This is a genomic window from Bradyrhizobium sp. 23AC (assembly GCF_054863025.1).
In genome coordinates this window covers 107,826-122,705 of record NZ_JAVAYN010000003.1, presented here as the reverse complement: position 1 = coordinate 122,705, position 14,880 = coordinate 107,826, and the positions used below count along the sequence as shown (strand labels likewise).

13 protein-coding genes are annotated in these 14,880 nt (G+C 63.7%); 8 read left to right on the top strand and 5 right to left on the bottom strand.

Features of this window, described 5'->3' with window-relative positions; translation table 11 throughout:
* Positions 1–119: 119 nt before the first annotated feature.
* The gene (locus tag RAD10_RS08990) at positions 120–1,388 is read left to right on the top strand and encodes an MFS transporter (RefSeq protein ID WP_461617163.1); all 1,269 of its coding nucleotides are present in this window, start codon (positions 120–122) and stop codon (positions 1,386–1,388) included.
* On the opposite strand, the gene RAD10_RS08985 is transcribed toward RAD10_RS08990, so the two are convergent.
* Together RAD10_RS08985 and RAD10_RS08980 are read right to left on the bottom strand one after the other, a co-directional pair.
* Entirely contained in the window at positions 1,354–2,187 is an 834-nt protein-coding gene (locus RAD10_RS08985; protein ID WP_461617162.1) for a hypothetical protein, read from the bottom strand. The two genes, RAD10_RS08990 and RAD10_RS08985, sit on opposite strands and share 35 nt — an antisense overlap.
* A gap of 92 nt (positions 2,188–2,279) precedes the next feature.
* Positions 2,280–2,777: a hypothetical protein gene (locus tag RAD10_RS08980; RefSeq protein ID WP_091953368.1), complete on the bottom strand. Its 498-nt coding sequence runs from the start codon at positions 2,775–2,777 to the stop codon at positions 2,280–2,282.
* A 460-nt stretch (positions 2,778–3,237) separates the two neighbouring features.
* Here RAD10_RS08980 and RAD10_RS08975 point away from each other — a divergent pair, with 460 nt between their 5' ends.
* From RAD10_RS08975 to RAD10_RS08945, 7 genes are all read left to right on the top strand, one after another.
* Positions 3,238–3,471, top strand: a complete 234-nt coding sequence (locus RAD10_RS08975) for a hypothetical protein (protein ID WP_028143219.1) — start codon at positions 3,238–3,240, stop codon at positions 3,469–3,471.
* 194 nt (positions 3,472–3,665) lie between these two features.
* Complete coding sequence (gene hpnC, locus RAD10_RS08970; protein WP_461617161.1) at positions 3,666–4,550, top strand: squalene synthase HpnC; 885 nt, start codon at positions 3,666–3,668, stop codon at positions 4,548–4,550.
* Positions 4,540–5,379 carry a presqualene diphosphate synthase HpnD gene (gene hpnD / locus RAD10_RS08965; protein WP_091953365.1) on the top strand — a complete coding sequence of 280 codons (840 nt, stop codon included), beginning with the start codon at positions 4,540–4,542 and terminating at the stop codon, positions 5,377–5,379. Before hpnC ends, hpnD begins: the two co-directional genes overlap by 11 nt.
* Positions 5,379–6,635: a hydroxysqualene dehydroxylase HpnE gene (hpnE, locus tag RAD10_RS08960; RefSeq protein ID WP_461617160.1), complete on the top strand. Its 1,257-nt coding sequence runs from the start codon at positions 5,379–5,381 to the stop codon at positions 6,633–6,635. Before hpnD ends, hpnE begins: the two co-directional genes overlap by 1 nt.
* A gap of 64 nt (positions 6,636–6,699) precedes the next feature.
* Positions 6,700–8,682, top strand: a complete 1,983-nt coding sequence (gene shc, locus RAD10_RS08955; RefSeq protein ID WP_461617159.1) for a squalene--hopene cyclase — start codon at positions 6,700–6,702, stop codon at positions 8,680–8,682.
* Positions 8,616–9,428 carry a phosphorylase gene (locus tag RAD10_RS08950; RefSeq protein ID WP_104462325.1) on the top strand — a complete coding sequence of 271 codons (813 nt, stop codon included), beginning with the start codon at positions 8,616–8,618 and terminating at the stop codon, positions 9,426–9,428. The genes shc and RAD10_RS08950 overlap by 67 nt, the downstream gene beginning before the upstream one ends.
* A gap of 142 nt (positions 9,429–9,570) precedes the next feature.
* Entirely contained in the window at positions 9,571–9,909 is a 339-nt protein-coding gene (locus tag RAD10_RS08945) for a DUF7716 domain-containing protein (protein ID WP_461617494.1), read from the top strand.
* 154 nt (positions 9,910–10,063) lie between these two features.
* Here RAD10_RS08945 and RAD10_RS08940 read toward each other — a convergent pair whose 3' ends face one another.
* The 3 genes from RAD10_RS08940 to ispH all read right to left on the bottom strand — a co-directional run bounded on the left by RAD10_RS08940 (position 10,064) and on the right by ispH (position 14,437).
* Complete coding sequence (locus RAD10_RS08940) at positions 10,064–11,038, bottom strand: alpha/beta hydrolase family protein (protein ID WP_461617158.1); 975 nt, start codon at positions 11,036–11,038, stop codon at positions 10,064–10,066.
* Positions 11,039–12,313: 1,275 nt separating this feature from the next.
* The gene (gene hpnH, locus RAD10_RS08935) at positions 12,314–13,474 is read right to left on the bottom strand and encodes an adenosyl-hopene transferase HpnH (RefSeq protein WP_091953349.1); all 1,161 of its coding nucleotides are present in this window, start codon (positions 13,472–13,474) and stop codon (positions 12,314–12,316) included.
* Positions 13,475–13,510: 36 nt separating this feature from the next.
* Positions 13,511–14,437, bottom strand: a complete 927-nt coding sequence (gene ispH / locus RAD10_RS08930) for a 4-hydroxy-3-methylbut-2-enyl diphosphate reductase (RefSeq protein ID WP_018315702.1) — start codon at positions 14,435–14,437, stop codon at positions 13,511–13,513.
* Positions 14,438–14,880: the final 443 nt, after the last annotated feature.

Below are 14,880 nucleotides of genomic sequence, written 5' to 3'. Positions count from 1 at the left end.
GCCTGTTCAACCAGAGCTGTGAACGGCCCCAGCTGATATTGTCGTTTCAACAAGCAGGCGTGCGAGCGATGGCGCGCGGAGAAACTTCGGCGACAGCCTCAGTTCTGAGGAAGGGCGACATGCCCGCTGAGCCGGCTGATGAGGCGGCGTCTGGAGGTGGCATCGACAGCGTCGAGGCGCCGGATCGGACTCCTGCCAGCCTGGCTCGAACGGCCGGACCTGGCGCGTCCGCGCCGGATTGGGCGAAGGTCGCCCTCGTGACCGCAACGGTGGGCGTGTTCGCGGTCGCGGTCGGCCTGTCGTCGCCGCTGCTCGCTCTCGTTCTCAAGAGAGAGCAATTCAGCGGCCTTTTGATCGGCACCAATGCCGCGATGATGCCGATCGGGCTTTTGAGCTCCGCGCTTTGCGTGCCGCGTCTTGTGCAGGGAACGGGTGCCTACAAGGCTGCCGTCGGGCTTGCCCTGATCGCGGCCGCCGCGCTCGCCCTGATGATGGTCTTTCGCACGCTGTGGATCTGGTTTCCGGCGCGGTTTGTGCTTGGTCTCGCCATCGGCGGCTTCTACATCGTCAACAAGGCGTGGTTGAACGAGATCGCTGTGCCGGTCTATCGCGGCCGCGTCATGGGACTCTATGCGGCCGTGCTGGCCGCCGGTTTCTCGCTTGGGCCCTTCGCGCTTGCGCTTACGGGCTCCTCGGGGTGGTGGCCATTCGCGGTCGGCATATTGGCCCTGCTCGCCGCTGCGCTGATCACGGCCATCTTCGCGACGCGGCTGCCCAGCTTCTCCGTCAAGGAGCGCACGCCGATCACGAGCTTCCTTCCGCGCGCGCCCGTGCTTCTCGCGGCGGTCGCGACTTTTGCCCTGTTCGATCATGCCACGCTGACCTTTCTGCCGGCCTTCGGGATGAGGAACGGATATTCCGAGCAGGCGATGGCAATCGGCCTTGCCTTGCTCAATGGTGGCAACGTGTTCCTGCAAGTGCCGGTCGGTTGGCTTGCAGACCGGTGTCCGCGGCGGCTCGTGCTTTTGGGGCTTGCAGCCGCGACCGCAGCCGGCGCTGTCCTGCTCGCCATTGCCGTCCAGCAGGGACTGCTCATGTTGTTCATACTGTTGTTCGTCTGGGGTGCATGCGCATACGGCGTCACCACCGTCGCGCTTGCCGAGCTCGGCGATCGTTTCGGCGGCCCGACTTTGCTGGCGGGCAGCGCGGCCTTCACGCTCGCCAGCGGCATCGGCGGAATGTTGGGCGGCCCGCTCACCGGCGCTGCCATCGACACTGCCGGCGACAGCGGCCTGATCCTGGTCCTGGCAGGTGCCTACGGACTGCTCGGGCTGCTCGTCGTGGCTGTCCCGCTCACGCGTCGAGCCGGACGATACCGTACGGATTGAACTTGAAATCGCTCTCGGCGTAGTCCTGCTGGTGCGACAGCGTGAGCTTGCGATCGCGCAGCGTTGCATCGATCCCGCGCTCGGCCATGGCGTTGGCGATTTCCTCCATCAGCATCACCGCGGTCCATTCGTTGCCGAGCGGTTTCGCGACATGGACCTCCGGCAGGCCGACGAGGTGATAGCCGACGGTCTCGTAATAACGATCGCCGGCAAGCGGGCGCTTGGCGAAGGCAAGACGACAGGCCTTGGTGACGGCGGGGGTCATGCTCAGGCCGTGGCTGGTGATGGAGCCCTTGCGCGCCTGATCCATGAGACTTCGCCACCGCGCGACGCCGTGGGCAATGCCGGCGCTTTCGCCTTTTGCGGCCACGGCGCCGGCGTCGAACATCTCGTCCACGATCTGCAAGGCGGCGGCCGAAAAGGCGGCCGTCTTCTGCTGAGCCATCGGCGGGCCCAGCACGTAGAGGACTGATTTGTGGTTGGCCACGGCCGCTTCGTCGGATGCGGACCATGCCTTCGGGAAGACGCGGTCCCAACACACACCGAACGACCGCTCCATGTGCGGATCGGGCTTTGCTTGCGAATGGGTGCGGTCGATCTCGAAACCGAAATCGGCGATCGTCTCGGCCACCGCCTTCGGCGGTCGCAGCAGGCTTTCATTCTTGCCAAGGAAGCAGAGCACGTGACGCGGCTTCACGGACGAAGGCTGCATGTTCGCTCCCTGCTGATCATTGGCGAAGGCGCGAGTGGCCACGAAGAGCCCGGCGGCCTTGAGCAGATGTCTGCGTATCGGGTCCATCTCGGCAAGTCCGTTCCGGGTGAGTTCATGCCAGCAAAAAGCCCCCGGCTCGCGAGAACCGGGGGCTATGATTCCATTCAAGCTGGACGAAATCAGCTCTTCGTCATGGTGATGTTGACGCCGCGGATCTCGCCCTTGGAGCTGATCTGCACCGTCTGCTTGGTGCCGTTGGTGCGTAGCGACAGATTGGCGGCAAAGCCGTTGGCCTCGACGAACACGTCGATCTGGCCGCCGCCGGCGGTGCCCTGGAGGTTGCCGAAGATATTGCGGCTGGACTCGCTCCAATTTCCGGAGATGCGCTCGCCCTGGCTCGTCACGTCGCTGGTGAGGTCGAACTTGTAGCTGTCGGACGCGCAGTGCAGAGCCTGCTTCAAATTGAGGCCGCTGCCGGCGACCTTGTAGTCGGCCTTGCAGCGAATGCGCTCGGTGGAGCCGTCGGACAGCGACACCGTGCCGGTGCCGGTCCACGCGCCGTCGAAACCGGCAAAGGGGCCGGACGACTGAGCGTGGCCTGCCGAAACCGAGAAGAGCAGCGCCGCCCCGATGCCGGCCGCCTTGATTGCCAGTCCAGATCGCCCAAAGAATTTCATCTCAAATATCCCGTTTTGGAACGACGCCCGCTTACGCGTGATAACGTCTCGCCACATCGAAAGTTTAGTGCTCCGAGCCAGTGTCAGGTTCAAAGCCCGGCCGCCAGAGATGGCGGTTCACGACGTCTCTCGCCAGACCTGGACCGGTCGATTTGCCCTGTTTCTGCGTGTTTCCGGCGGGAAAGGCGGGGCGGACAGATGCAGCTCTGCAACAGGTATGCAGTAAAACGCAGTGCTTCCGAATTATGACGTAGTATCAATCTCTTACATCTGCCAATGAAGGCGCAGGGAAGACCTGATTTGGTGGGCGTGGCGCCAATTTGGCCGCATTTGCCAGTGCTTGTGCCTTCTCTGAGGCCGCACCTCCCGCGGCGACTTGCCATCAGAACAATCCGTTCCGGTCGTCCGCCCTGTGCAGTCCGGGTCCGGTGCGATTCTGCCGTCAGAATGAAGGAATACAATGCGTAAGCTTCTCGTCGCTCTCACCCTGCTGTCGGCATCCCTTTCGACGGCGGCCTTTGCCCAGGCAGGGCGCGGCACGGACGCCGAGCAGAAGGCCTGCACGCGCGACGTGCAGAAGTTCTGCCGCCCGGTCATCGACCAGGGCGATTTCACCATCCTGGCCTGCCTCAAGGAGAACCGGGCCAAGATCTCGCAGGCCTGCGACCAGGTCCTGAAGACCCACAACCAGTAAGCTCGGCCACTGGCTCACAAAAGGCGGCCCTCCGGGCCGCCTTTTCGGGCCCGATCCGCGGAAGGGCAGCCATCGAGAGACAGGATTGGTTTTGCGGTCGTATTCCCCTATATGGGGGCCGCGGCGGATCGCCGGCATGAGCCCGCGCGAGCGAAGAAGCCCTTCCTGTCCAAACGATTGTAAACCAGCCCTCGATGACCTCTGCGAGCGAATTGCGATCCGGTAAGGGTGACCGCGACGAGAATTTTCCCGTCGCGTCCTGGATCATTCATCCGCGTCATCGCGCCCTGATCCTGGCTTATTACAATTTCGTCCGCACCGCCGACGACATTGCCGATCACGCGACCCTGCCGCCCGACCAGAAGCTCGCTTATCTCGACCTGCTCGAGGCGGAGCTGCTCGGCAAGGGCGACACCCAGGCTGAGGCCGTCATCCTGCGCCGTGCACTGGCCGAGCGTGGCATGGCGCCGCGCCATGCGCTTGACGTGCTCATCGCGTTCCGCATGGACGTGACCAAGCTGCGTTACGAGAACTGGGACGAGGTCATCCACTATTGCCGTTACTCGGCGATGCCGGTCGGCCGCTTCATGCTCGATGTCCACGGCGAGAGCACCTCGACCTGGGCCGCATCGGATGCGCTCTGCGCCGCCCTCCAGATCAACAATCACCTCCAGGATTGCGGCAAGGATTTCCGCGAGCTCAATCGCGTCTACCTGCCGCGCGATGCGCTGGCAGCACACGGTGCCTCCGTCGAGCAGCTCGGGCTTTCGCAGTCGCCGCCGGCGATGCTGGCCTGCCTGCAGGCGCTGGCCGTGCGCAACGAAGCGCTGCTCGACGAGGGCAGGGCGCTCGCTGCGGAGATCCGGGATTTTCGTCTCGGCGTCGACGTCGCGGTGATCCAGGCCTATGCCGATCGCATCGTGCGCCTGCTCAAGGTGCGCGATCCCCTGCGCGAGCGGGTGCACCTGAACAAGTTCGAACTGCTCATCTTCAGCCTTGCCGGAATGTTCAGTGAGGCCGGCCGCCGCGCAATTGGACGCAAGGCCATTTCCAGACCGGGGACTGCACATGACGCTTGAGGCGACCTCGCCCGGCGCCAATTATGGCTCGACCGCATCCGGCAGCTCGTTCTACGCCGCGATGCGCATCCTGCCGCATGACCAGCGCGAAGCGATGTTCCAGATCTACAGCTTCTGCCGCCAGGTCGACGACATCGCCGATTCCGACGGCCCGCGCGCGGAGCGGCTCGCCGCGCTTCAGGAATGGCGCAACGACATCGACGCGCTCTATCAGGGCAATCCGCCGCCGCGGCTGAGGGACTACGTCGGCTCGGTGAAGACCTTCGGCCTCAAGCGAGAGGATTTCCTCGCCATCGTCGACGGCATGGAGATGGATGTGCCGCAGGACATCCGCGCGCCCGACATGGCGACGCTGGATCTGTATTGCGATCGCGTCGCCAGCGCCGTCGGACGGCTGTCGGTGCGGGTGTTCGGCCTGCCCGAGGAAGACGGCATCCAGCTCGCCTATCATCTGGGCCGCGCGCTTCAGCTCACCAATATCCTGCGCGACATCGACGAAGACGCCGGCCTCGGCCGGCTCTATCTGCCGCGCGAGGCGCTGCTGCATGCCGGCATCACCTCCGACGATCCGAACCGCGTGATCGCCGAGCGCGCGCTGCCCAAGGTCTGCCTGCCGCTGACGCAGCGTGCGAAGGCGCATTTCGAGAAGTCGGACGAGATCATGAACCGCAACAAGCGCCGCACGGTGCGCGCGCCGCGGATCATGTCGAAATACTATCATTCCATTCTGGATCTCCTGATTGCGCGCGGCTTCAACGCGCCGCGCCAGCCGGTGCGTGTGTCAAAGGTCACACGTATCCTGATCCTGCTCCGCTACGCTTTCATCTGATGCAAAAGACAGCACATATCATCGGCGCCGGGATTTCCGGCCTTTCCGCCGCCGTGCGGCTCGCCAATGCCGGCTTCAAGGTCGCCGTGCACGAGGCGACGCAGCAGGCCGGCGGCCGTTGCCGTTCCTATTTCGACGGCGCCACCAATCTCACCATCGACAACGGCAATCATCTGCTGCTGTCGGGCAACAGCCACGCGCGTGCCTATGCACGTTCGATCGGCAGCGAGGCCGGCCTCGTCGGCCCTGACAGTGCGCAGTTTCCGTTCGTCGACATCAAGACCGGGCAGCGCTGGCAGATCGATCTCGGCAATGGTCGTCTGCCGACCTGGGTGCTCGACGAAGGCCGCCGCGTGCCCGACACGGGCCTCACCGATTATCTGAAACTGGCGCCGCTGATCTGGGCGTCGGAAGACACATTGGTCGGCAAATCCATTCCTTGCGAAGGCGTGCTCTATCAGCGTCTGGTGCAGCCGCTGCTGCTCGCGGCGCTCAACGTCGATCCGCCCGAGGGCTCGGCCGGGCTTGCCGGCGCCATCGTGCGCGAGACGCTGCTTGCCGGCGGACAGGCCTGCCGTCCCCTGATCGCGCGCGACGGCCTCAGCGCCGTGCTGATCGAGCCGGCCGTGAAGTTCCTGCAGGACCGTGGCCATACCGTTCAGCTCGGCCATGAGCTGCGGTCCTTCACCAGCACTGACGGCAAGGCGACTGCGCTGAATTTCGGCGGCGAGGATGTCGTTCAGATCGGGGAGGGCGATGTCGTCGTGATGGCGGTGCCGCCGCGTGCTGCTGCGAGCCTGCTGCCGGGCGTGAAGACGCCGACCGAATACCGCGCCATCGTAAATGCGCATTTCCGGATCACACCGCCGGCGGGTTCGGCGCCGATCCTGGGCGTGATCGGCGGCGTCGTGGAGTGGCTGTTCGCGTTCCCGAACCGATTGTCCGTCACCATCAGCAACAGCGACCGTCTGGTCGACATGCCGCGTGAGGAACTCGCGCAGACGATCTGGAACGACGTCTGCAAGGCCGGCGGCGTTTCCGGCGAGTTGCCCCCCTGGCAGATCGTGCGCGAGCGCCGTGCCACATTTGCGGCGACGCCGGCGCAGAATGCCCTGCGTCCGGGGCCGGTCACTGCGCTGAAAAACCTGTTTCTTGCGGGTGATTGGACTGCTACGGGATTGCCTGCAACCATCGAGGGATCGGTTCGATCCGGTGATCGCGCCGCCGATCTGGTTCTCGCCGCCAAAGGATCCTGAAAGGCGGCCCTGACGGGCAGACGTCCCGGCCAATTTCAATCGACTATCGGAGCAATCGAGCGAGATGGATTCCGTGAACGCGACCAGCCGCGAAGCCCTTCAATCGGGCATCTTGCAATCGGGCATCCTGGAATCGAGCATTGCATCGGCGACGCAGGGCGTCCTCGACTTCCAGCAGGCGGACGGCCATTGGGTGTTCGAGCTCGAGGCCGACTGCACGATTCCGGCCGAATACGTCCTGTTGCGCCACTATCTCGCCGAGCCGGTCGATGCCGTGCTCGAAGCCAAGATCGCAAATTATCTGCGCCGCGTGCAGGGCGCCCACGGCGGCTGGCCGCTGGTGCATGACGGCGAGTTCGACATGAGCGCCAGCGTGAAGGCCTATTTCGCGCTGAAGATGATCGGCGATTCCGTCGACGCTCCGCACATGGTGCGTGCGCGCGAGGCCATTCACGCCCGCGGCGGCGCCATCAACAGCAACGTCTTCACGCGCTTCCTGCTTGCGATGTACGGCGTGGTGAGTTGGCGCGCGGTGCCGGTGCTGCCGATCGAGATCGTGCTGCTGCCGTTCTGGTCGCCGTTCCACCTCAACAAGATCTCATACTGGGCGCGCACCACCATGGTGCCGTTGATGGTGCTCGCAGCGCTGAAGCCGCGCGCGAGGAACCCGAAGGGCGTCGGCATCGACGAGCTGTTCCTGCAGGATCCGCGCTCGATCGGCATGACCGCGAAGGCGCCGCACCAGAGCATGGCCTGGTTCGTGCTGTTTCGCTCGCTCGACGCCGTCTTGCGCGTGATCGAGCCGATGTTCCCGAAGGCCTTGCGCAAGCGCGCCATCGATGCGGCGCTCGCCTTCACCGAGGAGCGGCTCAACGGCGAGGACGGCATGGGCGCGATCTACCCGCCCATGGCCAACATCGTCATGATGTACGACGCGCTCGGCAAGGATGAGAACTTCCCGCCGCGCGCGATCACGCGCCGGGGCATCGACAAGCTGCTCGTGATCAAAGACGACGAGGCCTATTGCCAGCCCTGCGTCTCGCCGGTGTGGGACACGACGCTGACGGCGCATGCGCTGCTGGAAGCCGGCGGCGACAAGGCGGTGCCGGCGGCCAAGCAGGGCCTCGACTGGCTGATCCCGAAGCAGGAGCTCGAGGTGAAGGGCGACTGGGCGGCGAAGCGGCCCGACGTGCGTCCGGGCGGCTGGGCCTTTCAGTACAACAACGCGCATTACCCCGACCTCGACGACACCGCCGTGGTGGTGATGTCGATGGACCGCATGCGCAGGGAGCACGGTGCCACCGGCTACGACGCGGCGATCGATCGCGGCCGGGAGTGGATCGAGGGCATGCAGAGCGACGACGGCGGCTGGGCGGCCTTCGACGTCAACAACCTCGAATACTACCTCAACAACATCCCGTTCTCGGACCACGGCGCGCTGCTCGACCCGCCGACCGAGGACGTCACGGCGCGCTGCATCTCGATGCTGGCCCAGCTCGGCGAGACCGAGACAACCAGCAAGCACGTGGCTGCCGGGGTCGCCTACCTCAGGAAGACCCAGCACCCCGAGGGGTCCTGGTACGGCCGCTGGGGCATGAATTTCATCTATGGAACCTGGTCGGTGCTCTGTGCCCTCAACATGGCCGGGGTCGACCACAAGGACCCCATGATTCGGAAGGCTGCCGGCTGGCTGGCCTCGATCCAGAACGAGGACGGCGGCTGGGGCGAGGATGCCGTCAGCTACCGCCTCGACTACCGGGGATGGGAGGCCGCCCCCTCGACCGCCTCGCAAACGGCATGGGCCTTGCTTGCCCTGATGGCGGCAGGCGAGGTTGATCATCCGGCCGTCGCCCGCGGGGTGGAGTACCTGATTGCAACACAGAACGAAAAAGGACTGTGGGACGAGCAGCGGTACACCGCCACAGGCTTCCCCCGCGTGTTCTATCTGCGGTATCATGGTTACCCAAAGTTCTTTCCGCTGTGGGCACTGGCGCGGTATCGGAACTTGCGGAACACCAACAGCAGGGTGGTAGGGGTCGGAATGTGACTTTGGGGACGGGGGACTATTTTACCGTGGGTAATGCCATCGACCCGCGGCCGATACTGATCGTGACCGGACTGGTTCAGGAGGCCCGCATCGCAGCTGGGCCCGGAATGGCGGTTATTTGTTCATCCAGCAGCCCGACCCAGTTGCGGGCGCTGCTGACGGTGGTGGATCCGGAGACGATTCGCGGCGTGATCTCGTTCGGCGTGGCCGGCGGGCTCGACCCGAGCCTGCGCTCCGGAGACGTCGTGCTGGCGACTGAGGTGCTCGACGGCGACACCCGCTGGGCCGCAGGGCTCTCGCTCGGCGACGAATTGATCGACCGCCTGACCTCGGGCCGTCGCCGCGTGGTGCGCGGCAGCCTCGCCGGTGCCGAGGAAGTGGTCACCAAGCGCGCCTGCAAGGCGGCGCTGCACTCGGAGACGGGCGCTTCGGCTGTCGACATGGAAAGCCACATCGCCGCCGCCTACGCCGCTGAAGCCGGGCTGCCCTTTGCCGCGGTCCGCGTCATCAGCGATCCCGCCCACCGCGCGCTGCCGGCGCTCGCCCGTGCCGCGATCAAGCCGAACGGCCAGATCGACCTCGCCGCCGTGCTGCGCGGTATCGTGCGCAACCCGGCAACCCTGCATGCCTTGGTCTCGACCGGCATCGACTTCAACCGCGCCCTGCGGAGCCTGCGTGGCTGCCGAGATTATCTGATCGGCACCGAGCTCGTCGAGAGCGAGGCACTGGTGTCGAAGGCGGCCTGAGCGGGTCGTCGATCGATAAAGATAGGGCCCGGTCGCCATTGGCGTCCGGGCCTTTTCTGTTTGTGGCCGATTCCGAACTCGCATCACCTCGACCGACTGGGTGGAAGACAGATCTGGGGCGGTGGACGAAAGTTAGGTGGCAATGGATATTGATCAAATAGATAGCTTTCGGACCGTGATCGCGACGATCATGAACCGCTCTGCCCGTGCGTGGGTCTATCTTCCGAGTGGCAGGACATGGAGTTTAGATTCCGAATCCGCGACGTTGGAAAGCGACGAGGTGCCACCAGAATTGGAAGATGAGCCTGATGCCGGGATTCCTCAATTCGCAAAACGACATGATCTGATGCAGGTAATGCCCGTAACAACCCTGCAAGACATCGTATCCAATGCGCGCCGGCAAAAGCCTGACGCGACCCTGGATGAACTATTTGCGGCTTTCGTTTTTTGCTACGAAAATGATGCATTTATGGAGCTGTAATAGCGCGGAGAGCTCAGCAGTTCGTGGGCCTTCTCGTTCGCGCCGCGCCGGGCGCTGCTCATGCAGTAGAATTCGTAGGATGGGTAGAGCGAAGCGAAACCCATCGTTTGGTGCGGGTGGTGGGTTTCGCGAAGAGCTCAACCCATCCTACCAGCTACAGCTTCCGGCGCAGGAAGTCCCCAATCTCAATCTTGATCCGTCGGTGGACCGCTGCCCGGTCGATACCGGGAGCATCCTTGCAGACGGCGGGCGCCTCAGCTTCCAGCGCGGGAGGGCATGGTCCGAAGAATATGAAATGGCCGCCCGGTACGGTCTCTTGCCGCGGCGGATGAGGGAATCCCGCCGCAAGAGCGAGGATGTTGCCGTCAGCCTTGAGAGCGCTGCTTTCCGCACGATAGAGCAACGTCGGCATTTCCAACGACGCTAACCCATCTCGATCGAACAAGGAGCCCCACGGCTCCAACAAGACGAGTGCCTTCACGGCGAGCGCATCCGACGACCTCCTGCCGACGGCGTTGGCCAGGGAGCCGTCAGTCGGGATGCCATCACAGGCCATCGGGTCGTCTGTGCGGTCTCGGCAGTAGGTCGCCAAGTGAGCCAAGCTGGGAGCTGCGCCCGCAATGATCAGGGTGACGGCGCCGCCGTAAGAGAATCCCATCATGCCAAGGCGATTTGGATCGGCATGCGTCGCGAAACGGGAGTCGGCCAACATGGCATCGAGCGCCTTGTGGATCTGGCGTGGTCGATCTTCGAGCGCCTCGCGAGGGCGCTTGGATCCCGGGTGATACGGTGCGACCACGACAAAACCTTCGCGCGCCAACGACGTTAGAAGATCGGCATAGGGCAGCGGAGTGCCTCCCGCTTTGATCGTTCCCCCTCCGCCATGCGAGAAGAGAACAATCGGAAAACGTGTCTTGGCCGCAATCGGCGCATCGCGGCTAGCGGCCAGAGTGTATGGTCCATCCTGAAAGGAAACTTCGGTCACCTCTGTCGGATACGCAACCAGTGTGTCAAACGGGACAACGTCCTGCACTGTGATGCGCGCGACGCCTGCGTGGAATGGCTGAGCATCTGCTTCCGGGGATATGCCCGCGACCAGCAGTGCGAGCACGAGAAATGAGGCGCGCAAAGGCCGAGACTCCAAGGTTGATTGAAACCTAGTACAATCTTAGATGGTGGGATGGGTAAAGCGAAGCGAAACCTATCGACTGATGTTGGGTGGTGATGGGTTTCGCGAAGAGCTCAACCCATCCTACGCTTCTACTGTGCATGGGGTTATTTTTCGAATTGTCGCAGGAAGGAATCCATTGGGCCGCAGGGTGGCGCGCGATGGATTCCGGGTTTGCGCTGCGCGCCCCGGAATGACGGCGAGTGGCGCGGCAAGCGGCTGGTCGAAATGACCCGTCGGGCAAAACAGGCGAACACCCGTCAATCCCTTCCAGCAAAAATATTCCACTTTACCGAATTTCGGATTTGTGGCATAGGGCGATTATCCCGGCCCTCCCAGAGGGGCGCTTCGCGATCGTCACGAGATGCGGGTCGGGGTGCGGTAGCAGCGCCGGCGCGAGAGGCGATGACAGGGCGGGCAACCGTGAGTCATGCGCATCGCGGGACGAACGGCGTGGTCACAGCGGTTTTGGTCGTCGTCGGGGGCGAGCACACGCTAGCTCTCGGCGATCAGGCCAGACCGTCCGCGGACGGAGAAGTCGTGTGGTCCTGACGCCCGCAGGCTGGCGTCAAGCCTTGCGGTGATGCGGCGGCCCGACCGGGCGCGCATCGATCAATCGCAAAGGCGACGGGGGCAACAGTGCAACGCTCCCCGAGGAGAGCACGAAGGACACCGTTAAAACCATCGCGCAGGGAAGGCCGGGCGACCGGCAACACCTGTAGTCCACCCCGTGTGCGTTTTTCCATGCACGCGGACCGCGGGTGCCGCCGGCGCCCGGCCTTCCCTGCGCCCTCTGGCTTTCATGGGGCGTGAACGAGACGCATAACCCGGGCAAATGCACCGCGGGAATGCGAAGGTGTGTCTGCGATGAAGAGCGCTGATGGAGAAGCAAGCTGGTGCCGCACACTCCGTCATTGCGAGCGCAGCGAGGCAATCCAGAATTTTTCCGCAGAAGCAGTCTGGATTGCTTCGCTGCGCTCGCAATGACGGCGAGAGAGAATGACTCGATCTCCTCTCGCGCCCCGGACGCAGCGCAGCGTCCCTTCGACGATGCGCTGCAGAGCCGGGGCCCATGCATCGACACGGCACGCGGCTGCTGGGTCCCGGCTCTGCGCAGCAGCGCAAAGAGCGCTGCAGCGCGTCCGGGACACGGGCCGCTCGTCTAACGGCGCACAAGACAAAGGCCCGGTCGCGTTCGCGATCGGGCCTTTCTCGGTTGTAAATATGATTGGCGCTTTACGCGGCGGTCGAAGCCTTCTGTGCGGCCTTCGCCTGCGCGGCCTCGGCCTCGTCCTTGCGAATCTCCGACAGGCGCTTCTGCACTTCCGCCGAGAAGATGTACTGTGCCGGGCGCTGCTTGCTCATGTCGATCTCGGGCGCCATCGGGCCCGAAGTCTTGATGCCGCGCAGCGACACCCACATCGCCTTCAGCGGGTTGTTGAGGGCTGCGGTCGCCGCCGTCGGCTCGTAGCCGCAATGGGCCATACAGTCGGCGCACTTCTCGTATTTGCCGGTGCCGTAGGTCTCCCAGTCGGTGGTGTCCATCAGCTCCTTGAAGGTCTTGGCGTAGCCTTCACCGAGCAAATAGCAGGGCTTCTGCCAGCCGAAGATGTTGCGCGCGGGCATGCCCCAGGGCGTGCACTCGTATTCCTGGTTGCCGGCGAGGAAGTCCAGGAACAGGCCGGAATGCATGAAATTCCACTTCTTGCCCTTGCCCATCGCAAAGACGTCGCGGAACAGCTTCTTGGTCTTGGTGCGGTTGAGGAAGTGCTCCTGGTCCGGCGCGCGCTCATAGGCGTAGCCGGGCGACATCGAGACGCCGACACCGAGCTCGACGGTGAGGTCGAGGAACTTCGCGATCTCCTCGGCCGGATGGCCGTCGAAGATGGTGGCGTTGACGTTGACGGTGAAGCCGCGCGCCTTGGCCGCCTTGATCGCGGAGACGGCGCGATCGAACACGCCCTTCTGCGACACCGCCTTGTCGTGATGGTCCTTCAGGCCGTCGAGATGCACGGAGAAGAACAGATACGGGGAGGGCTCGAACAGATCGAGCTTCTTCTCGAGCAGCAGCGCGTTGGTGCAGAGCGAGACGAACTTCTTGCGCTCAACGAGGCCGCGCACGATCTCGCCGATCTCCTTGTGGATCAGCGGCTCGCCGCCGGGAATGGCAACCATCGGCGCGCCGCACTCGTCGGCCGCGTCCCAGCACTCCTGCGCCGTCATGCGGCGGTTGAGGATCGCATCCGGATAATCGATCTTGCCGCAGCCGACGCAGGCGAGGTTGCAACGAAACAGCGGCTCCAGCATCAGCACGAGCGGATAGCGCTTGCGGCCAAGCAGTTTCTGCTTGAGCAAATAGCCGCCGATACGCATTTCCTTGAAGAAGGGGATAGCCATTACAAAGTTTCTTTCTGGGCTTGGAATTCGGGTGGGTCAGCTCGCAGCCAGTTGGGCCGGAAGCCGGAATTCGATGTTTTCCTCGCGGCCCGGCAACACCTGGACCTTGACCGGTCCGATTCGCCGCATCGCTTCGATCACGTCATCCACGAGTACCTCGGGCGCCGAAGCGCCGGCCGTGATGCCGACGGTCCTGGCATTTTTCAACCACTCCGGATTGAGCTCGCTGCCGTCGGCAATCAAATAACTCGCGACGCCGGCTTCGGTGCCGATTTCGCGAAGCCGGTTCGAATTCGAGCTATTGGCAGCGCCCACCACCAAGATCACGTCGACCAGCTTGCTCAAGTCCCTTACCGCAGATTGGCGGTTCTGTGTCGCATAGCAGATATCCCGGATATCCGGACCTTGAATATCTGTAAAGCGGGTCTGAAGGGCCGCGATGATATCCTTGGTGTCGTCGACCGACAGGGTGGTCTGGGTGATGTAGGCCACTGGCGTATCAGCCGGCAGCGTCAGGGCCGTAACCTCTTGAACGCTTTGGACAAGCAGCACGGGGGCGGGAACCTGGCCCATCGTGCCCTCGACCTCGGGGTGGCCGGCATGGCCGATCAGGATCAGCGTGCGGCCCTTGGTGATGTAGCGCTTCCCCTGATTGTGAACTTTCGTGACCAGCGGGCAGGTGGCATTGAGCACGGGAAGGTCGCGCGCGGCGGCCTCTTCCTCGACGCTACGGGCGACTCCGTGAGCGCTGAAGACCGTTACCGCCTTCGGCGGCACCTCGGACAGCTCCTCGACGAAGATGGCGCCTTTGTTCTTTAGGCTCTCGACCACGTATTTGTTGTGCACGATCTCATGGCGCACGTAGACGGGCGGGCCATACTTCTCCAGCGCCCGTTCCACGATCTCGATCGCACGCACCACGCCCGCGCAGAAGCCGCGCGGTTGCGCCAGATAAACTTCCATTGGACGCCCATCACGCAAGTTGCACCAATCCGCTTCGTAAGTTTCCGGCGGCACCCCGATACTGACCAATGCGTTGCAATATCCGCACCATTGGTCCGCGCCCGCGGTAGCCACCCACCCCCGTCGGGGCTCCGGCGCATGGAGGCGCAATACTTTGTGTCAAAAAATCGGCGGTAAGGAAAGGCCGAATGGACCTGAGTTCCCTGCTAGGCCCGATTTTACGGTATTATAGTAGAGAGGTGGGTGTATGCAAGCCAGCGACATCAGTGACCAGCCCTTCGTCACTTTCCCGCCTCAACTCCCCGGCTATACCCACCGCCCCGCTTGATTTTGCCACGGTCTGCCGCCGTTTACCTCGAACCTTCTGGCGGCGAGAGCCTCTCAAAACAGCAATAGGTTTCGCCCGGGAACTCCGATAAACAGCGGGCGTTTCCGGCAAGCTG